This window comes from Tenacibaculum sp. 190524A02b, assembly GCF_964036645.1.
In the GTDB taxonomy this organism is placed as follows: Bacteria; Bacteroidota; Bacteroidia; order Flavobacteriales; family Flavobacteriaceae; genus Polaribacter; species Polaribacter vairaonense.
Window position 1 is genome coordinate 3,064,679 of record NZ_OZ038525.1, and the last position, 19,819, is coordinate 3,084,497.

A 19,819-nucleotide genomic window follows, 5' to 3' on the forward strand; every position below is an offset into this window, starting at 1 on the left:
TTTTTACCTAAAAAAAGTTTTTCTAAAAAATTCCGTTTTTTTCTCTTAACTGTAGTTGATTCGCAGTTTGGACAGCTCATAATATTTCATTCTGTTACGAAGTTTAAAAGAAATGTTTATTTATTAAAGAAAAGTTTCCGAATGGTTAATTATTCCTTACAAACAACATTTAAAAAGTAAAAAACCGATGTAAAACTCCATCGGTTCTTATTTTTCTATTCTTAACTTAACGTAAATTATCTTTTAATGTAAATCTACCCATGATGATTTTCCGAATTTAACTTTCATCCATAAATCTCCTGGGAATGCAAGACTCACTGTAAATGCACTTCCTCCTCCATAATCAGCAAATGGATAATAAGCACAGGATTGATCTACAAAAACAGTATATTGTTGGCCTGACACCACATTTATTGATGTTGATAGTGTAATTTCTTGCTCTCCTGCTCCTACAGTGAATGACTGTGTATGAATTGGAGTTCCGGTAGTTGTATTTCCACTAAATATTTGTAAGGTACCTCCTGTTACTGCCGCTTGAAAGTTTAGAGCCACTTTTGTCCAAGAAGCAGTTTCTGTAACGGTAAATGATTGTCCTGCGTTTGTTAAATTCCCTTTAAAAGTGTTATGACTTATTAATAATTCCGATTCTGGAAATCCTTGGTATCCTTGAAATTTACCTGTTTCTGAATTAAAAATAACCATACCTGGTGTTTTTGGTAATGCATCTCTTTGTGCTGTACTTAAACGAGGTAAAAGTAATCCTCCTGTTGTTGAGTTTATTTCTACTGCTGCTCCTGAGTTTACCGTTGGTGTTCCTACTCCTAGCTTATTTACATTTGTTATTGACTTTCCTCCTGCGTCATTACTTTCTGTTAATACAGTACTTAATGAAGGTGTAGTTGGAGTTGTCCATGAAGTTGCAGTTCCATTTGTACTTAATACTTTTCCTGTGTTTCCTGTTTGGTCTGGTAACTCAGCATACTTACTTAAATCTACTGTGGTTGCAGATTCATTGTTCGTTATTTTTAAATTATTACCATCTAATGATAAATCTTGAATCTCATTACTTACACTTCCATCAACTTCCGTGGTTAAATACCCATTATTGTTTACATAAGTATCAACCTGTGCTTCGGTTAACTGTGTATCTGTATTATCTAAATATCCACTTAAATCAATTTCTGTTGCAGATTCATTGTTGGTTATCTTTAACTTATTAGCTGTTAATGATAAATCTTGAATCTCATTGCTTACACTTCCATCAACCTCTGTAGTTAAATAACCATTATTGTTTGCATAATCATCTACCTGTGCTTCAGTCAACTGTGTATCTGTATTATCTAAATATCCACTTAAATCAATTTCTGTTGCAGATTCATTATTCGTTATCCTTAACTTATTAGCTGTTAATGATAAATCTTGAATCTCATTGCTTACACTTCCATCAACTTCTGTAGTTAAATAGCCATTATTGTTTGCATAAGCATCTACCTGTGCTTCGGTTAACTGTGTATCTGTATTATCTAAATATCCACTTAAATCAATTTCTGTTGCAGATTCATTATTCGTTATCTTTAACTTATTAGCTGTTAATGATAAATCTTGAATCTCATTGCTTACACTTCCATCAACTTCTGTAGTTAAATAGCCATTATTGTTTGCATAAGCATCTACCTGTGCTTCGGTTAACTGTGTATCTGTATTATCTAAATATCCACTTAAATCAATTTCTGTTGCAGATTCATTATTCGTTATCTTTAACTTATTAGCTGTTAATGATAAATCTTGAATCTCATTGCTTACACTTCCATCAACTTCGGTAGTTAAATAACCATTATTGTTTGCATAAGCATCAACTTCAGATTCTGTTAATTTGGTATCAACTGTTTGTGTAAAATCTGAAATTTGACTTTGTGTAATAGTTCCTGTAAAGTTTTTAGCTGTTTTAGCATGTAAGGCATAAGGTACACTCATTAATTGACTGGTACCAGTAATTGTATAATTTGTTCCACCTTTTGGATCTGTTTCTGTTTTTATAAAATACGTATCATTAGACCAATCTATTGTATTAAATGCTCCAGAAACATTAGTTCCTTCTCCTATTTTTAAACTAATTAAACCATTCGTGTTTGTTAATGGTGTATGTGTTTCTGCATAAACAACTGTTCCGTTTACAGCGCCTTTTAAAATACTTATTTGTACACCTACTGACTTTTGAGTTATTAATTTATTAGTTGCATCTCTTACAACTGCTTGGTAACTTATTTTTTCTGGTGTTTGTGCCAATAAGTTACTTGAAATCATTGCTGCTATTAACAAGGGGTAGAATTTCTTCATGTAATTAATTTTTAATTATTTTGAATGTTTTTATTAAGTTTTGGTTGCTATATACACTTAGCATGTATGCACTTTCTGGTAGACTTTCCATGTTAATTGTAGTCTTAACATCTTTTAATTTTTCAGCCTCCAATAAACGTCCTTGTATCGTATATAATTTATAACTAACATTTTTTTCTGTATAGTTTCCTATACTTAATGTGAGGTTATTAATGGTTGGATTAGGATATGCTTTTAAGTTTAGCTGGATGTCCTCAATTTCTACACCTAGTGTTGTAGAAATTTCATAAGGTTGCTGTACACCTTCAGTTACTGAACCTTCTGCACTTGAATGTGTACTATATACAACGCCTCCAATACTATAACTTGAACTTCCTTCTCCAGTTGCATTACCTCCTGAAGATGTTACGACCTCCTGTGCTTGTAATGCTCCTATTGATAATAGTAGAAATACGATACTTATTTTTAATTTGTTTTTAAGCCTCATATATTTTGGTTTATATGGGCAAATATCTCTATGTTAGATACTTTAAAAAATTATTTGTGAAGAATCACTGTTTTTTTGGGAAGTTATATACAATAAAATTTGCTAACTTTATTCTCTAGCTAAAGATGTAGTTTTTTTAGAAAACAAACATAATCTAAACCTTAATATATAGTTTTTGGTTCAAAGATTCTAAACTGTGCTTAATATATGCCTTGAAGTGGTAAAAAAATAAAACTACAACAATGTAATTGCTTCTTCTATGCTCTTTTTATATTTTAACGAAACCGGTATCTCTTTATCTAAAATAGTAATAAAGCCTTTCTTTATCATATCAATTTTATTGATGTTTACTACATAACGTTGATGACTTTGATAAAATAAGTTTTGAGGCAATTCTTCTTTAAACTCCAATAGCTTTCTTCTAATAACATATATTTTTTCCTTTAGTTTTACTTCTAGATAATTACCATCAGATTTCACATAGTAAATTTCCTTAGTAGCAATTTTTATTTTAGCATGTCCGTCTTTTATAAAAACAAATTCGTTAATTTTTATATTTATTTTCTGACTTTCAAAAAAATTATCTAATGCAATGTTAATAGTAGTTAATAATATAGGTTCTTGATAGGGTTTCATTAAAAAACCATTGGGTTTGGTTTCCAACACTTCTTTTAATGTTTGTTGGTCTCCGTAAGCAGTTAAATATACTATAGCTATTTTTAAATGCTTTCGTATTTGTTGTGCCAACCAGACACCGTTTTTGTCTCCTGCTAAATTAATGTCTAATAGAATTAAGTTTGGTGGTGATTTTAGTATTTCCTCCCAAGCTATTTCTGCTTTTGCTGATGATCCAGAAACTTCATAGTTATTTTCTAACAACATGGTTTCTAATGACATTCTTGATATGGCAATATCTTCAACTACATAAACCTTTATCATTCTATCCTTTTATTTTACTTTAAAATTAAAAATATAAACTAGCCCTTGTTCATTTTTTATTGTTAGGTCAGCTTCTATTTCTTCCGCTAACATTTTTATTAATCTCCTCCCTAATGTTTTTATATTTTCTCCTTCATCTGCATTGTACCCTTTTCCGTTATCTGCATACGAAAACTGAAACTCGTCTTTAGTTGTTTCTTTTAAAGTAATACATACCTTTCCTTTTTGTTTGTCAAAAGCATATTTTAAAGTATTTGTTATCAATTCATTTACAATTAAACCTAAGGTAGTAGCATAATTTACAGGCAAAGAAACATTTGCTGTTTTAAGTTCATAAATTATTTTTTCGTGTGAAGAAACCTGTAATAATCTAGTACCAAGTTCATGTAGGTATTTTTCCATTGAAACTAAAGACAAGGTATCATCTTTATACAACATTTCATGAACCAAAGCTATAGAATTTATATGCCTTTGTGATTCATCTATCATTGCTGTTACTTTTTCATTTTTATGCTTTACAGACTGCAAGTATAAAAGTCCAGAAATTAACTGTAAATTATTTTTTACTCTATGATGTATTTCTTTTAATAAAATGGTTTTCTGCTTCGCTATTATTTCTATTTCTTTCTTTTTTTCCTCAATTTTAATTCGGTCTTTTCTAGATTTTAGAATGAAAATAACAATAGCTATTAGAAATACAAATAGAAATATAATTGCGTATGCTACTACAAAAAATAAATCTCGTTGATTATTAATCATCTAAACCATGTTTATTTATATAGCTCCACTCAACAAATATCAATACTTGGTACACAATATAAAATAGCGTGTTAAAAATCCAAATATCAATATATGGATCTTCTATAAAAACCAACTCATAATTTCCAAATAAAAATATTAATGAACTGCAAAGAAGGTATAAAATCATACCAATACAGAGGTAAAAATATTTTTTATTGGTTCCTAAAGTATTGTTTAAATGAATTAATGCATAGATAATTAATAATGCAGAAGTAACTGCTATTTCAAACAAGTTAAACTGCCAAAACAAGTCAGTATTATACACATACATACCTATAATTATAAGCATTACAATTATATAATTAATAACGACTAGTTTTTTTAGCTTTTGGCTGGTAAATAAGCGATAGAAGACAATGCTTAATAGAATAAATTGGCCATTAAAATAAAAATGTGAGAGGTAAAAGTTTTGATTTGGATATAAAAAACCTATTGTATTACAGAATAATTCAATTACAAATAATACCGCTAAGTATATAGCAACGTATTTGTAGGTAATATTATTAAACTTTTTAACCTTACTTAAAAATAATAGTGAATTAATAAGTAATAAAAACAAACTAAAAACACTTAATGCAAATCCAAAAAATAAAGCCCCCATGTATAAACTGCTTTGTTATAAAAATACTATTTTTTCTATATATCGTTTATACTTCTTCTTTTCCATGCATTTTTTCTAGTAAAAAACCGATGCAAAATTGCATCGGTTTTTTTATGGTATTTAAATAAATCTTATCCTCCAAAGTCATCAAAACGGATGTTCTCATCTGGGATTCCAAAATCTTCTCCCATTTTTTGTACCGCTTTGTTCATTAATGGTGGTCCACAGAAATATAATTCTATATCTTCCGGTGCATCATGTTTACTTAGGTAATTATCAATTACACAGTTATGCACAAAACCTACAAATCCATCTCCTTCAGCATCAATATCAGTTTTAACTTTCCAGTTATCTTCTTCTAACGGTTCAGATAAAGCAATGTGGAATTTAAAATTAGGGAACTCTTTTTCTAAAGCCCAAAAATGTTCTAAATAGAACAACTCTCGCTTAGAACGTCCTCCATACCAATATGATACTTTACGTCCAGTTTTTAAAGTTTTGAATAGGTGATATAAGTGCGAACGCATTGGTGCCATACCTGCTCCACCACCTACATATAACATTTCTGCTTCAGACTCATTAATAAAGAATTCTCCATAAGGCCCTGATATAGTTACTTTATCTCCAACTTTTCTAGAAAACACATAAGATGATGCAATACCTGGGTTTACATCCATCCATCCGTTCTTAGCTCTATCCCATGGTGGAGTAGCGATACGAACGTTTAACATAATTTCACGTCCTTCTGCAGGGTAAGAAGCCATAGAATATGCTCTTTCTACTACCTCATCATTCTTCATTACTAAAGGCCATAAACCAAACTTATCCCATTCTATTTGAAATTTATTAGGTGTTTCATGCTCTTCAGGATGTGCTGTAATATCCATATCAGAAAACTTTACTTCACATTTAGGTATTTCAATTTGAATATACCCTCCTGCTTTGTAATCCATGTCTTCTGGAATCTCAACTACAAATTCTTTAATAAAAGACGCTACATTGTAATTTCTTACTACTACTGCTTCCCATTTCTTAATTCCAAAAATTTCTTCTGGAATTGAAATATCCATATCTTGCTTTACTTTTACTTGACATGCTAAACGAATACCATGTTGTAACTCTTTACGAGTAAAGTGAGGCGTTTCCGTTGGTAACGCTTCTCCTCCTCCAGAATTTACATGACACTCACACTGCACACAAGATCCACCACCTCCACATGCAGATGGTAAAAATATTTTTTCGTTTCCTAAAGTAGATAATAACGTTCCACCAGATGCTACCTCTATTGTTTTATCACCATTAATGGTAATTTTCACAGGTCCAGATGGCGCTAATTTTTGCTTTACAAATAATAATAAAGCTACCAATAATAAAATTACTGCTAAGAACGCTAAAACTGTAATTAGGACTGTTCCTCCTGTACTTGCTTGTAATACTATCATTATTCTGTAATTTCTTTAGTGTTATCAGCTAATTCTTTAGTTTCTTTCTTAGCTTCTTCTTTTTGCTCTTCTACTTTGATTTCAGCTTTTGGAGCTTCTTTTTTCTCACCTGCATCATCACCACCTGTTAACATTCCTCCAAAACTCATAAAACCAATAGCCATTAAACCAGTAATGATGAATGTTATTCCTAACCCTCTTAATGCTGGTGGTACCGCTGAGTAACGGATTTTTTCACGAATAGCAGCAATTGACAATATAGCTAAGAACCATCCAATTCCTGAACCAATTCCGTAAACAAATGATTGACTTAATGTTGGAATTTCACGAGATTGCATAAATAATGAACCTCCTAAAATAGCACAGTTAACTGCAATAAGCGGTAAGAATATACCTAAAGAGTTATATAATGCTGGTGCAAACTTCTCTACAATAATTTCTACTAATTGTACCATTGTTGCAATGGTTGCAATAAACATGATAAATGATAAGAAACTTAAATCATAATCTGCATACTCAGCTCCTAACCAAGATAAAGCTCCTGGTTGTAATATATATTGATCTAATAACCAGTTTACAGGTACAGTAACAGCTAATACAAAAATTACCGCAGCTCCCATACCTACTGAAGTAGATACTTTTTTAGAGATAGCTAGGTATGAACACATTCCTAAGAAGGTAGCAAATACCATGTTATCAATAAATATCGATTTGAAAAATAATTCTAATAATTCCATATTTCTTATAGTATTGAGTATTGAGTAGTTAGTATTGAGTTAATTTTCAACTCATATATCTAACATCTCATTACTATTTTAATCTTCAATTAATGCTTTATTTCTACTACGTTGTACCCAAATGATAATACCTACCACTATTAAAGCCATTGGAGGCATAATCATGAATCCGTTATTCTCATATCCAATAGCGTATAATCCTGTTTTTTCAACAGCATCTCCTAATACTGGAAATCCAAATAATGACCCTGATCCTAATAATTCTCTAAAAAATGCCACAATGATTAAGATTACTCCATAACCTAAAGCATTTCCTACACCATCTAAAAATGATTTCCATGGTCCGTTACCTAAAGCAAATGCTTCAAAACGTCCCATAATAATACAGTTTGTAATGATAAGCCCAATAAAAGCTCCTAATGTTTTACTTAATTCATAAGCAAATGCTTTTAGTACTTGATCTACAATAATTACTAAGGTAGCAACTACAATTAACTGTACAATAATTCTAATTTTTGATGGAATAATATTTCTCATTAAAGAAATTACCACGTTACCTGCTCCTAAAACAAATAGTACAGATATTGCCATTACAACTGCAGCTTTAAGCTCTGCTGTAATTGCTAATGCTGAACAGATACCTAATACCTGAATGGTAATTGGGTTATTATCTGCTAACGGATCTTTAATTAATCCTGCGTCTTTCTTTGATAAAAGTCCCATAATTATTTTAATGTTTTAAAGTAAGGTACGTACTGTTTTAACTCAGTTCTAATCATTGCAGAAACCCCATCACCTGTAATAGTTGCTCCAGCAATTGCATCTACCTCGTTATCTTTTTTATCTTCATTTTTTGGATCATTGTTCCCTTTTGCTACTTTTATTCCAGCAAAAACTCCATTCTTCATTAAATCCTCTCCTTCAAAATCATCCATAAAATAACGTTGCTTAATGTTTGATCCTAAACCAGCAGTTTCTCCTGCATGATCAAAATAAACACCTTGCACAACCATGTTTTTATCCATTGCTACATATCCCCAAATCGCATCCCATAATCCTTTTCCTCTAATTGGTGCTATGTAAAATGTTTTTCCTTCTTTCTCTCCTACAAATAAAGGTAACTTACGTGTTTTTCCTTCTTTTGCTAAAGTTTGTTGTTTTTTAACATCAATCAAGTATGCTTTGTTATCTTCTTTAACATTAGCTCCTTCAATTACTAATTGTTTTTTGATGTATTTTGAAAATTCGTCTGCTACTTTATTTTTAGATACAAAAACAGCACTTGTTTCGTCATTTTCATTTACGCCCATTGCGTATAAAATGTTTTGCTGTTTTTCTATACGTTTGTTAGCATCAATTGTAGGTCTTAAAGATGATGCTGTAAAAGCTAACAACGCACCTACTACTAGTACCATTCCTATTGCGAAAAGTACTGTATACATATTAGTATCTGTCTTCTTACTCATAATTAAGCAGTTTTAGCTTTTAAACGTTTTAATCTCTTTTTTACATTTCCTTGTACCACGTAATGGTCAATCGTTGGAGCAAATACATTCATTAACAAAATAGCTAACATTACTCCCTCTGGATATGCTGGGTTGAATACACGAATCATAATAGAAATAAATCCGATTAAGAATCCGTAAATCCACTTTCCTTTATTAGTTTGAGATGCTGTTACTGGGTCAGTAGCCATATAAACTGCTCCAAATGCAAATCCACCAATTAATAAGTGCTTCCAAAAATCTAAACTCATTAATCCGTAAAACTTGCTAGTTTCAGCAATAATTCCATTATCTGCAATTACATTGAAAATGAAGCCCATTGCTAAAGCTCCTAATACTGATGATAACATAATTCTCCAGCTACCAATTTTTGTAAAGATTAAGAATAAACCTCCTAATAAAATTAACAGCGTAGATGTTTCTCCTACTGAACCTGGAATAAATCCAAAGAACATATCAGAAACTGAAAAGCTAGGTGTTGCATTTTGTGCTAAACTTCCTAACATCGTTTCTCCAGAAATAGCATCTGCAGTTCCTGCTAATTCTCTAGCTTGATGAACCCATACTTTGTCTCCTGACATCCAAGTTGGATATGCAAAGAATAAAAATGCACGAATAGTTAAAGCTGGATTTAAGATATTCATTCCAGTACCTCCGAATACTTCTTTACCTATAACTACTCCAAACGCTACCGCTACGGCTAACATCCAAAGTGGTAAATCTACTGGTACAATTAACGGTACTAACATTCCAGTTACTAAGTAACCTTCTTCAATCTCGTGCCCTTTAATAATACAAAATATAAATTCTATAGCTAAACCAACTACATACGATACAATTACTAATGGTAAAATCTTAAAAGCTCCGACTAGTAGGTTGTCTAAATTCCAAAAGTTAGTACTAAAGAAAGACATTCCTTCAGTAAAACCATTTGTTGCTGCATGGTGTTGATATCCTGCGTTAAACATACCGAATATTAAACATGGTACTAATGCCATGATTACTGTATTCATTGTACGTTTAAGATCATCTGCTGCCTTTATGTGCGTACCTCCATGGGTAGTTTCATTTGGCAAGTATAAGAAGGTATGAAAACCGTTAAATAGCGGTGCCATTTTAGTTCCTTCATACTTCTTTTTTAAATTATGTAAGTTTTGTTTTAAGCCCATAACTCTATCCTAATTCAGCTCTCATTAAATCTAATCCTTCACGAACTATCTTTTGGTGAGGTTGTTTTGATACACAAATAAATTCTGTTAATGCAAAATCTTCCGGCGCTATTTCATATGCACCTAAGCCTTCCATTTCATCTAGGTCTTTATACATACATGCTTTTAATAATTGCATTGGATAAATATCTAATGGAAATACTTCTTCATATGAACCAGTAACCACAAATGCTCTATGCTCACCGTTAGTGTTCGTATTTAAATCGTATTTTTTCTTTGGGTTTAACCATGAAAAAGTTAACGCTCTAGAAGTAGATATTTTATTAAAAACTGGTTTGTTCCATCCGAAAAACTCATAATCGTCTCCTTCAGGTATTGCTGTAACTTCGTTATCATAATATCCTAAGAACCCATTTTCATCAACCTGTAATCCACTAAGAATATTACCACTTACCACACGCGTATTTTCTGCGTTTAAATTTCCTTTTACAACATCCGCTATTTGAGCTCCTGCTAATGCAGTAACGTATTGTGGTTTATTAAATCTTGATCCTGCTAAAGCTACAGTTCTAGTTGCATTGAATTTACCAGTTAACAATAACTCTCCAATAACCACCAAATCTTGTGGGGTAACTACCCAAACAACTTCTCCTTTATTAATTGGATCAATTTGTGCTATTTGTGTACTTACGTTACCTACTGGGTGTGGTCCAGAAACATTATGTAATTCTACTCCATTAATGTTTCTAAGCGGAGATGCTGAAGCATCTTTAGCCACAGACACATGTACTTTACCTGAAGTTAATTTTGTTAATGCTGTTAAAGCGGCTTGTAATTCTGCCTCTTTTCCTTTTAGCGTGTAATCATAATCTGCTGCTAAAGGAGCACTTGCGTAGGCTGAAACAAAAATTGCCTTTGGTTCTTGATTAGGGTTTGCAACCACATCATACGGACGTTGTTTTACAAATGGCCAGCATCCAGAAGCAAACAAATGTTGCTTTACCTCTTCGCCAGACATAGATCCTACATCTTTTTTACCAAAATCTTTGTATTCCTGCTTTCCATCAGCAGTGATTTTAATTGCTAAAACTTTTCTTCTCGCTCCACGAACGATCTCTGAAACTTTTCCGCTTACAGGACTAGGAAATAAAATACGTTCGTCACTTTTATCATAAAAAAGTGCTTCTCCTGCTTTTACTTCTGTACCCTCTTTTGCTAAAATTTTAGGAATAACGCCGTGAAAATCATCTGGCTTAATCGCAAAAACACTACCTAAGGAAAGTTCGGTAGTTACCTGTTCTGCCTCGCCAACGAGCTTGATATCCAAGCCCTTTTTAATACGGATGTCTTTTGACATAGTAACTGATTAATTTGATTTTCTTAAAAAACACGCAAATTTAAAAATTTTGAAATCCACATAAGACCAAAAACTTTTTTATCTTTATAAAACCGCTTTATTTATATCTATTCTAAATAATTTAATTACTTTTTGGCGTATATTTTGATATTTTTGTTTTCTATGGCTAGAAACATATTCTTTTTTATTCTACTGAGTTTTTACTTGAACTGTATATATTCTCAAACTATTAAATCGATACAATTAAGACCTGCGCATAACCCTAAACTATTTAGCCCAATTGTGAGGTTAGGTGAGGTTTTAGAATTATCATTTGACGACTTAGATGCTGACAATAAAGAATACATGTATAAAGTTGAACATATGACACATGACTGGAAACCTAGCAACCTGAGTAGCAACCAATACATTGATGGCTTTGATCAAAATGAAATTATCAACTTCACCAATTCATTTAATACCCTACAACCTTACACACATTATTCTATTAAAATACCAAATGCTAATACAATTATTACAAAAAGCGGTAATTATTTAATTTCAATCTTAGATGAAAATTATGAGGTAGTTTTCACTAGGCGATGTATTTTTTATGAAGATATTTCTATTGTTGGTGTTGCTGTTTACAGAAGTAGAAATACTTTACAAAGTAATAGTGAACAAACGGTTCAATTTTCTGTTAACCATCCTGGTTTAGTTATCAATAATCCTAATCAAGAAGTAAAAGCTGTTCTTATACAGAATAATAACTGGCAAACTTCAATTAACAATATCCAACCAATATTCATTAAGCCTCAACAATTAATATATAATCATACTCAAAAAACAAACTTCCTTGGAAATAATGAGTTTTTAAACTTTGACACAAAATACGCTAGAAATACTAGTTTAAATATTGCAAAAGTTGAACGTGACGACTTATACAATTCTTATTTATTTACTGACGAATCTAGAGCCAATAGACCTTACACTTATAATCCAGACATTAATGGTCAATTTATTATTAATACTTTAGATGCTCAAGACCCAATTACAGAAGCAGACTATACTAAGGTTCATTTTTCTTTATTTTTAGAAGAACCTATAAATAACAAAGAAATATACGTTTATGGTGCTTTTAATGGTTTTAAATTAGAAGAAGAGAACAAAATGACCTACAACAAAACTAACAACATTTATGAAACCTCAATTATTCTCAAGCAAGGTTTTTATAATTATAGTTATGCTGTAGTTAACAAGAACACTATTAACCTGAACACCATAGATGGCTCCTTTTTTGAGACAGAAAATGAATATACAGCTATCATATACTATCGCCCTTTTGGTGGATTTTATGACAGAGTTATAGGGATTGGCAATGGTTTTTTTAACCAAAATAGGTAACAAAACTATACATTTGTAAAAATTGGTAAATTATATTAAATTTAATGTATGTTCCAACAGATAACAAAAGGCATTAAAGTTTCGGTAAGAACAAGGTATAATGGCATTACTCACCGTGGTTATGTTAGGTATTATGCATTTAGTTATTTTATTACAATAGAAAACAAATCTGAAAATACAGTACAATTGTTGGAGCGATATTGGGAAATTTTTGATGCTTTAAACAATATAGAACGTGTTTCGGGTGAAGGTGTAGTTGGCCAAACCCCCATCATAAAACCTAATGATATTTATAATTACCAGTCAAACTGCTTACTATTGTCCCCTATTGGTGCAATGGGTGGTAAATATAAAATGATAAACTTAACTTCATCAAAAAAATTCTTTGCAACTATACCTACTTTTCAACTAACTACTATATCTACTAAAAATTAATGGCTAAAAATAATAAGGTAGCAATTATTAAAGATCCTAATTGCTTAAACTGCAACTATCCTTTCACAAAAGGTGAAAAATTTTGTCCTGAATGTGGGCAAAAAAACAAAGGAAAAAGAATTACTTTACTAAGTTTTATTCGTGAAATGTTTGCTGGTTTCTTTTCTTGGGATGCTAAATTTTGGCGTACTTTAATTCCTCTTTTAATTAACCCAGGTAAAGTTTCAAGAAATTATATTGAAGGAAGGAGAAGCAGATACTCTAATCCATTTCGTTTTTACTTAACAACCTCTATTATTTTCTTTTTACTATTAGGAGCTTCTAAAACGTATGATAGATTTCAAGAACTAACCCATGGTAAAAAGGAAGATACTGAAACTATTGCTTCCAATAAAAACTCTCCAGGAATAGCCATAGACTCTATAAAAAACATTGTTAATAAAGAAATTAAAAACCAAAACATCCCAATTGACTCAACCACACAAAAAGAAATTTCTAATGTTATTAATGGTATTCAAAAAAAGGAGAGACCTAATGAAATTTCTTTTTTTGGAGAAAAAAGTACGTTTAAGTTAGATAGGTTTATACGGTTTAATAGGGATAATCCAGACTTAGATATAGATCAAGCGTTAGACAGCTTGCAAATGAAAAAAACGTTTTTCAATCGTTTTATTTACAACCGAGCTGTTTTTGCTCGTAAAATAGTTAAAGATGAAAACACTTTAACAAAGTTCTTAGATCAACTTCTATCTTATGGATCTGTAGCTTTATTTATTTTTCTTCCCATATTTACTTTCTTTTTAAAAATACTGTACTTACGAAGAAACTACACGTATGTTGAGCATTTAATTTTTGTATTTCACACACAAACGGTATTTTTCTTATTACTGTCTGGATATACTATACTTGATTTTTTCTCAGAAAACTCTCACATTTGGATATTTGCCTGTTTATTTGTCTTATATCTATTTATGGCCATGAAAAAGTTTTATCAACAAGGTTTTTTTAAAACATTTATTAAATTCACCATTATTAATCACGTATTTATATTTTTAGCTTCCATTGGAGCTATATGTGTAGCTTTAGTAGCTTTTGCTTTCAGTTAGTGCTTCCTTAGCCTGCAAATCTAGATAATTCATAGTAACCTTAGTTGCTATTTTCTGAACAGAAGTTATACTTACTGTTTGTACTTTGGCTCTTTTCATTTTCAGTGAAGTTTCTTTAGTCCCCTTACTTTCATCTTTATGAAAGTGAATAATATTAGGCTGCGTGAACTTTTGATTTTTCTTTAACCAATTAGCAAACCATGTTTTACGCAACTCTTTTACCTCTTGAGTATATAATGTTGATGATGACCATATTTTAGGCTCTTGAGATAACTTTGTAAAATATTTTTCCTGACCATCCCACACCAATTCATAAGCTACTAATGCCTCATTCCAGTCTACTAACACAATTGTAAAAGGCTCTACTCCTTTAAAATTAAATCTTTCAATTTCTTTTACCACATCATCTACTATTAGTAATTTCTTTACAATAACCCCTCTACTCATTTTATACACATCTTCCCTTTCATGCTTTACAAAACCTCCGTTTAATAAACAAATCAATCTATTCTTTTCACTTAAACCAATCCAAGTACCACCTGCTAATGCATCTTTTGGATACGTTAAATTTACACCATACTCACTATACGTTTCTGGAGAAATTGTTTTACGTTTTGGATCTTCATCTCTATTAGATGTTAATATAAAATCATTCTCTCCTAATGGTAAATAAGTAACTGTACACATGTTATTTTAAATTGTTATTATTTAAGACGCAAAAGCTATTTAATTATTACTAAAAATAAATGTAAATTTGTACCTCTTAAAACCTAAACATAGTGCTTTAGTTTTTAAGAAACAAAAAATAAATTTAATCTTAACAAACAACATATAATAATGGGAAAAGGATTTTTTCATGTGCCAACAGCCATTAATGAGCCAGTAAAAGGATATGCTCCTGGTTCTCCTGAAAGAGAAGCGGTAGCTGCACAATACAAAGCATACTTTAACGGATCTGTAGATGTACCAATGTACATTGGCGGAGAAGAAGTAAGAACAGGAAACACACGTAATATGACTCCTCCACATGACCATCAACATGTTGTTGGAACTTATCATTATGGTGATAAAAGTCACGCAGAAAAAGCTATTGCTAATGCTTTAGAAGCTCGTACAGAATGGGCACAAATGCCTTGGGAACAAAGAGCTGCTATATTTTTACGTGCTGCTGAATTAATTGCAGGTCCATACCGCGCTAAGATTAATGCTGCTACAATGATAGCACAATCAAAAACTGTGCACCAAGCAGAGATTGATGCTGCTTGTGAATTAATTGACTTTTTACGTTTTAACGTAGAGTATATGTCTGAAATTTACAATGAGCAACCAAATTCTGATGATGGAATTTGGAATAGAGTTGAATACAGACCGTTAGAAGGTTTTGTATATGCTATTACTCCTTTTAACTTTACTGCAATTGCTGCAAACTTACCAGCATCAGCTGCAATGATGGGGAATGTAGTAGTTTGGAAACCATCTGACAGTCAAATTTTCTCAGCTAAAGTTATTGTAGATATCTTTAAAGAAGCTGGTGTACCTAACGGTGTTATTAATGTAATTTATGGTGATCCTGTTGAAATTACAAACGTAGTATTATCTTCTCCGGATTTTTCTGGTTTACACTTTACAGGTTCTACTTTTGTATTTAAAGAATTATGGAAAAAAATAGGTGAGAATATTCACACTTATAAAACATACCCTAGAATTGTAGGTGAAACTGGTGGTAAAGATTTTATCATAGCACATCCATCTGCAAATCCTAAGCAAGTAGCTACGGGTATTTCACGTGGTGCTTTTGAATTCCAAGGGCAAAAATGTTCTGCAGCTTCAAGAGTTTATTTGCCAAAATCTCTAGCTGAAGAAACTTTAAATTTTGTAAAAGAAGATATCGCTTCTTTCAAAATGGGTTCTCCTGAAGATATGAGTAACTTTATTACTGCGGTTATTCATGAAGGTTCTTTTGATAAGTTAGCTAAGTATATTGACCAAGCTAAAGCAGATTCTGATGCTGAAATTATTGCTGGAGGTACTTACGATAAATCTAAAGGTTATTTTATAGAACCTACTGTTATTTTAACTACCAACCCTAAGTATACAACTATGGAAACTGAATTATTTGGTCCTGTTGTTACTATATATGTATATGAAGATGCGGATTGGGCTGAAACATTACAATTAATTGATGGTACTTCTGAGTACGCTTTAACTGGTGCTGTATTCTCTACTGACAGATATGCTGTTGCTGAGGCTACTAAAGCATTAGAAAACTGTGCTGGAAACTTCTATATTAATGACAAACCAACTGGTGCTGTTGTAGGACAACAACCTTTTGGTGGTGCCAGAGCTTCTGGAACTAACGATAAAGCTGGGTCAGCTCAAAACTTATTACGTTGGGTATCTCCAAGATTAATCAAAGAAACTTTTGTTTCTCCAACAGATTATCGTTACCCATTCTTAGGTTAAGAATCATTTTATTAATATAAATACTGTAAAAGCAATCTCTTATTTGAGATTGCTTTTCTGTTTTTAAGACAAGTACCTTCTTTTCACTTACCTTTGCAAAAAACAATTTGATGTATTTTTCTGACTTACCTATTCATAAAACAATTTTAAAAGCGTTAGCTGAAAACAAGCATCATACCGCTACTCCTGTTCAACAAAAAGCAATTCCTCTTATTTTAGAACAAAAAGATGTAGTGGTAACTGCTCAAACTGGTACTGGAAAAACGGCTGCTTTTGCGCTACCTATTATTCAAGGTTTATTAAAAGAACAAGATACTGTACAAGGTGGTAAAAAGATTAAAGCTTTAATTGTTAGCCCTACTCGTGAGTTGGCTATTCAAATTCACGAAAGTTTTACCAAATATGGAAAATACACCAATTTAAGAAGTACTGCTGTATTTGGCGGCATGTCTACGGCTCCACAAAAAGATGTACTAAAAAAAGGAATTGATGTTTTAATTGCTACGCCTGGTAGGTTAATTGATTTACACAAACAAAATTCAATTGACTTAAATTCATTAAAAACTCTTGTATTAGATGAAGCTGATTTAATGTTAGATATGGGGTTTGTTGAAGATGTGAAACGAATTGAAAAATTATGTCCTCGTAAAAAACAAACATTACTTTTCTCTGCAACTATGCCCAAAAAGATTGCAGAATTAGCTAAAAATATGCTATATAAACCTGAAAAGATAACTATTGCTCCTTCAGGTACTACTGCTAAAAACATAGGCCAGTTATTATACTATGTACCTAAGAAAAATAAAACTGACTTATGCCTACATCTACTTCGGAATACGATACAAGGTAAAATAATTATTTTTAGACGTACCAAATTTGGTGTTGACAAATTAGAACAAACACTTATAAAAAACGGTTATAAAGTAACTAGCTTGCATGGAGACAAAACACAAGCACTCCGTAATAAAGCTATTGAAGATTTTAAAGAGAAAAAAGCTACTATTTTAATTGCTACAGATGTTGCTGCTAGAGGCATAGATATTAGTAAAATTGATGCGGTTATTAACTTTGACTTACCTAATATCCCCGAAACATATGTGCATAGAATAGGCAGAACAGGTAGAGCTGGAAAATCAGGAATTGCCTTATCATTTTGTAGTGCAGATGAAACTTCTTATATAAAAAACATCCAAGAGTTATTACAAAAGCAAATAACTATTATTGAAGACCATCCATTTCCTTTACATAAACCCAAACCTAAAAAACAACCTAACACTATTAGCAAACATAAAAAAGGGAGAAAATCTACCAATTCCAAAAAAAACAAAAAAAGGTGGTACTAACCTAAAACACAACAATACAAATACTTACAATAATTTTCATTATATTTGGGGATATCTTCATTATCCCCTTATAAATGGAAAGTTTACAGAAATTCAACCAAGTACTTGGCTTACGCTATGCCAAACATTTTTTACGTAGAACATCTTTTAACTATTCTTCTGAAAAAATTAAAGCATTTGCTTTACTAACACCTGAAGAAGCTTTTAATCAACTTATTACTAACCAAAATAATACTTGGAACGAGCCTTATGATCCTAGACCTACAGATGCTCCTCATGGTTATTGGACTTCATCTACTGAAAATCCAACTTCTTTTGATGGCCAAACAAGAAAAAGAAGAATTGTTACTGCTTGGTGGTGGTATAATGCTATCAAACAAAATTCTTTAAAACAAAAGCTTACCTTCTTTTTACATACATCATTTACAACATCTAAGGATGGAGGTACAGGAACTTCCACTCATTTTTTTGATCATTTACGTTTACTAGAACATTACGCGTATGGCAATATTAAAACTTTAGCAAAAAAAATAACCTTTGATAATTCCATGCTGAACTATCTGGACAATACTCAAAATAATGCTAATAACCCTAATGAAAATTATGCTAGGGAATTTTTAGAGTTATTTACCATATTAAAAGGGCCACAGATAGGTAATGGGGATTATACTAATTACACAGAATTTGATGTACAACAAACTGCTAAAGTTTTTTCTGGTATTAAAATACAGGTAGACAGAAGTGAAATAGATTCAGACACAAACCTTCCTAAAGGAAAGGCCTACGTTGCTAAACACGATACAGAAAACAAAACTTTTAGTGATGCTTTTAATCAACAAACCATTACTGGTAAAAACACAGAAGAAGGAATAGTAGAAGAGTTGAGTGATTTTGTTGAAATGGTGTTTGCTAAAGATGCTACAGCTATTTCATTTTGTAGAAAGCTATATCGCTTTTTTGTAAAAAGTGAATGGAATGATGAAATTGAGCAAACTATTATTATTCCGTTAGCTACTGAGCTAAAAAATAATAATTATGAAATTTTACCTACTGTAAAAACCTTGCTCACTTCTCAGCATTTTTTCGATGCAAGTGATGGAAATAATACTGATGAAATTGTAGGTAGTATTATAAAAAGTCCACTACAATTAATTAGTGAAACTATTACTTATTTTAATTTACTAATTCCAGATCCAATTGCTGATGCTGAAGACTTTTTTATCTTTTTCAACTTTATTCATAATACTTATTTAGCTTCTGCTGGTATGATTTTATGGTCTCCTGATTCTGTAGCGGGATACCCTGCTCATTATCAAGAACCTGATTTTGATAGACATTGGTTTTCTTCTAATACAGTATTAGCTCGGTATAAAATGATAGAAAGTTTGCTATCTGGACGTAATAAACTTGGTAATAATGGCCGTATTAGAGCTATTTTAGAGATCCCTAAGTTTATAAAAAACAATATTACCAATGCTTCCAATGCTATTGAATTAATCACTGAACTCGCCAATCATTTATACCCTGAAAGTATTAATGATGAGAGAAAAAATTACTTTGCTGAAAATCTTTTAGAAGGTTTCCCTGATTATTACTGGACAACTGCTTGGGTTGAATACCTTAATACTGGAGACGATACCATTGTAAGATCTCGATTGAATGCACTGATAGGAAATATGATTAATGCTCCTGAATTTCAGTTAATGTAATAAAA

The 19,819-nt window shown here is 31.5% G+C and carries 18 protein-coding genes; 6 read left to right on the forward strand and 12 right to left on the reverse strand.

Annotated elements, in window-relative coordinates; all coding sequences use genetic code 11:
* Positions 1 to 243: 243 nt before the first annotated feature.
* The 11 genes from ABNT65_RS12585 to ABNT65_RS12635 form a co-directional block, all read right to left on the reverse strand.
* Positions 244 to 2,337: a hypothetical protein gene (locus ABNT65_RS12585; protein WP_348745976.1), complete on the reverse strand. Its 2,094-nt coding sequence runs from the start codon at positions 2,335 to 2,337 to the stop codon at positions 244 to 246.
* 4 nt (positions 2,338 to 2,341) lie between these two features.
* Positions 2,342 to 2,824 carry a T9SS type A sorting domain-containing protein gene (locus ABNT65_RS12590; RefSeq protein ID WP_348703696.1) on the reverse strand — a complete coding sequence of 161 codons (483 nt, stop codon included), beginning with the start codon at positions 2,822 to 2,824 and terminating at the stop codon, positions 2,342 to 2,344.
* A 234-nt stretch (positions 2,825 to 3,058) separates the two neighbouring features.
* On the reverse strand, positions 3,059 to 3,763 hold the full coding sequence (locus ABNT65_RS12595; RefSeq protein ID WP_348745977.1) for a response regulator transcription factor: 705 nt from the start codon (positions 3,761 to 3,763) through the stop codon (positions 3,059 to 3,061).
* Positions 3,764 to 3,772: 9 nt separating this feature from the next.
* The gene (locus ABNT65_RS12600; RefSeq protein ID WP_348703693.1) at positions 3,773 to 4,522 is read right to left on the reverse strand and encodes a sensor histidine kinase; all 750 of its coding nucleotides are present in this window, start codon (positions 4,520 to 4,522) and stop codon (positions 3,773 to 3,775) included.
* Positions 4,515 to 4,853, reverse strand: a complete 339-nt coding sequence (locus tag ABNT65_RS12605; RefSeq protein ID WP_348745978.1) for a hypothetical protein — start codon at positions 4,851 to 4,853, stop codon at positions 4,515 to 4,517. The genes ABNT65_RS12600 and ABNT65_RS12605 overlap by 8 nt, the downstream gene beginning before the upstream one ends.
* 443 nt (positions 4,854 to 5,296) lie before the next feature.
* Entirely contained in the window at positions 5,297 to 6,604 is a 1,308-nt protein-coding gene (nqrF, locus tag ABNT65_RS12610) for an NADH:ubiquinone reductase (Na(+)-transporting) subunit F (RefSeq protein ID WP_348703828.1), read from the reverse strand.
* A 2-nt stretch (positions 6,605 to 6,606) separates the two neighbouring features.
* Positions 6,607 to 7,344, reverse strand: coding sequence for an NADH:ubiquinone reductase (Na(+)-transporting) subunit E (gene nqrE / locus ABNT65_RS12615; RefSeq protein WP_348703691.1), 738 nt, complete (start codon positions 7,342 to 7,344; stop codon positions 6,607 to 6,609).
* Positions 7,345 to 7,422: 78 nt separating this feature from the next.
* Complete coding sequence (locus ABNT65_RS12620) at positions 7,423 to 8,067, reverse strand: NADH:ubiquinone reductase (Na(+)-transporting) subunit D (RefSeq protein WP_348703690.1); 645 nt, start codon at positions 8,065 to 8,067, stop codon at positions 7,423 to 7,425.
* A 2-nt stretch (positions 8,068 to 8,069) separates the two neighbouring features.
* Positions 8,070 to 8,810 carry a Na(+)-translocating NADH-quinone reductase subunit C gene (locus ABNT65_RS12625; protein ID WP_348745979.1) on the reverse strand — a complete coding sequence of 247 codons (741 nt, stop codon included), beginning with the start codon at positions 8,808 to 8,810 and terminating at the stop codon, positions 8,070 to 8,072.
* A gap of 2 nt (positions 8,811 to 8,812) precedes the next feature.
* Positions 8,813 to 10,018 carry an NADH:ubiquinone reductase (Na(+)-transporting) subunit B gene (locus tag ABNT65_RS12630; protein ID WP_348703687.1) on the reverse strand — a complete coding sequence of 402 codons (1,206 nt, stop codon included), beginning with the start codon at positions 10,016 to 10,018 and terminating at the stop codon, positions 8,813 to 8,815.
* A 4-nt stretch (positions 10,019 to 10,022) separates the two neighbouring features.
* Positions 10,023 to 11,375 (reverse strand): Na(+)-translocating NADH-quinone reductase subunit A, encoded by a 1,353-nt coding sequence (locus tag ABNT65_RS12635; RefSeq protein ID WP_348703685.1) that lies wholly within the window; start codon positions 11,373 to 11,375, stop codon positions 10,023 to 10,025.
* 204 nt (positions 11,376 to 11,579) lie between these two features.
* Between ABNT65_RS12635 and ABNT65_RS12640 the strand changes: the two genes are divergently transcribed.
* The 3 genes from ABNT65_RS12640 to ABNT65_RS12650 are packed head-to-tail and all read left to right on the forward strand — an operon-like array spanning position 11,580 to position 14,299.
* On the forward strand, positions 11,580 to 12,758 hold the full coding sequence (locus tag ABNT65_RS12640; RefSeq protein WP_348745980.1) for a type IX secretion system plug protein domain-containing protein: 1,179 nt from the start codon (positions 11,580 to 11,582) through the stop codon (positions 12,756 to 12,758).
* Positions 12,759 to 12,806: 48 nt separating this feature from the next.
* Complete coding sequence (apaG, locus tag ABNT65_RS12645; RefSeq protein ID WP_348703682.1) at positions 12,807 to 13,193, forward strand: Co2+/Mg2+ efflux protein ApaG; 387 nt, start codon at positions 12,807 to 12,809, stop codon at positions 13,191 to 13,193.
* Positions 13,193 to 14,299: a DUF3667 domain-containing protein gene (locus tag ABNT65_RS12650; protein ID WP_348703680.1), complete on the forward strand. Its 1,107-nt coding sequence runs from the start codon at positions 13,193 to 13,195 to the stop codon at positions 14,297 to 14,299. Before apaG ends, ABNT65_RS12650 begins: the two co-directional genes overlap by 1 nt.
* Here ABNT65_RS12650 and ABNT65_RS12655 read toward each other — a convergent pair.
* The gene (locus ABNT65_RS12655; protein WP_348703679.1) at positions 14,276 to 14,986 is read right to left on the reverse strand and encodes an NRDE family protein; all 711 of its coding nucleotides are present in this window, start codon (positions 14,984 to 14,986) and stop codon (positions 14,276 to 14,278) included. The genes ABNT65_RS12650 and ABNT65_RS12655 overlap by 24 nt on opposite strands.
* Before the next feature lie 150 nt (positions 14,987 to 15,136).
* Here ABNT65_RS12655 and pruA point away from each other — a divergent pair, with 150 nt between their 5' ends.
* From pruA to ABNT65_RS12670, 3 genes are all read left to right on the forward strand, one after another.
* Complete coding sequence (pruA, locus tag ABNT65_RS12660) at positions 15,137 to 16,762, forward strand: L-glutamate gamma-semialdehyde dehydrogenase (protein WP_348745981.1); 1,626 nt, start codon at positions 15,137 to 15,139, stop codon at positions 16,760 to 16,762.
* A gap of 110 nt (positions 16,763 to 16,872) precedes the next feature.
* A complete protein-coding gene (locus ABNT65_RS12665; protein ID WP_348703677.1) occupies positions 16,873 to 18,105 on the forward strand; it encodes a DEAD/DEAH box helicase in 1,233 nt (410 codons plus the stop codon).
* Positions 18,106 to 18,179: 74 nt separating this feature from the next.
* Complete coding sequence (locus tag ABNT65_RS12670) at positions 18,180 to 19,814, forward strand: DUF1800 family protein (RefSeq protein WP_348745982.1); 1,635 nt, start codon at positions 18,180 to 18,182, stop codon at positions 19,812 to 19,814.
* Positions 19,815 to 19,819 lie beyond the last annotated feature (5 nt).

What these genes read in the sequence shown, in the direction of transcription:
- ABNT65_RS12585 (WP_348745976.1), bottom strand. Translation starts at nt 2,337, where the DNA reads ATGAAGAAATTCTACCCCTTGTTAATAGCAGCAATGATTTCAAGTAAC.
- ABNT65_RS12590 (WP_348703696.1), bottom strand. Translation starts at nt 2,824, where the DNA reads ATGAGGCTTAAAAACAAATTAAAAATAAGTATCGTATTTCTACTATTA.
- ABNT65_RS12595 (WP_348745977.1), bottom strand. Translation starts at nt 3,763, where the DNA reads ATGATAAAGGTTTATGTAGTTGAAGATATTGCCATATCAAGAATGTCA.
- ABNT65_RS12600 (WP_348703693.1), bottom strand. Translation starts at nt 4,522, where the DNA reads ATGATTAATAATCAACGAGATTTATTTTTTGTAGTAGCATACGCAATT.
- ABNT65_RS12605 (WP_348745978.1), bottom strand. Translation starts at nt 4,853, where the DNA reads ATGCTTATAATTATAGGTATGTATGTGTATAATACTGACTTGTTTTGG.
- nqrE (WP_348703691.1), bottom strand. Translation starts at nt 7,344, where the DNA reads ATGGAATTATTAGAATTATTTTTCAAATCGATATTTATTGATAACATG.
- ABNT65_RS12620 (WP_348703690.1), bottom strand. Translation starts at nt 8,067, where the DNA reads ATGGGACTTTTATCAAAGAAAGACGCAGGATTAATTAAAGATCCGTTA.
- ABNT65_RS12625 (WP_348745979.1), bottom strand. Translation starts at nt 8,810, where the DNA reads ATGAGTAAGAAGACAGATACTAATATGTATACAGTACTTTTCGCAATA.
- ABNT65_RS12630 (WP_348703687.1), bottom strand. Translation starts at nt 10,018, where the DNA reads ATGGGCTTAAAACAAAACTTACATAATTTAAAAAAGAAGTATGAAGGA.
- ABNT65_RS12635 (WP_348703685.1), bottom strand. Translation starts at nt 11,375, where the DNA reads ATGTCAAAAGACATCCGTATTAAAAAGGGCTTGGATATCAAGCTCGTT.
- apaG (WP_348703682.1), top strand. Translation starts at nt 12,807, where the DNA reads ATGTTCCAACAGATAACAAAAGGCATTAAAGTTTCGGTAAGAACAAGG.
- ABNT65_RS12650 (WP_348703680.1), top strand. Translation starts at nt 13,193, where the DNA reads ATGGCTAAAAATAATAAGGTAGCAATTATTAAAGATCCTAATTGCTTA.
- ABNT65_RS12655 (WP_348703679.1), bottom strand. Translation starts at nt 14,986, where the DNA reads ATGTGTACAGTTACTTATTTACCATTAGGAGAGAATGATTTTATATTA.
- pruA (WP_348745981.1), top strand. Translation starts at nt 15,137, where the DNA reads ATGGGAAAAGGATTTTTTCATGTGCCAACAGCCATTAATGAGCCAGTA.
- ABNT65_RS12665 (WP_348703677.1), top strand. Translation starts at nt 16,873, where the DNA reads ATGTATTTTTCTGACTTACCTATTCATAAAACAATTTTAAAAGCGTTA.
- ABNT65_RS12670 (WP_348745982.1), top strand. Translation starts at nt 18,180, where the DNA reads ATGGAAAGTTTACAGAAATTCAACCAAGTACTTGGCTTACGCTATGCC.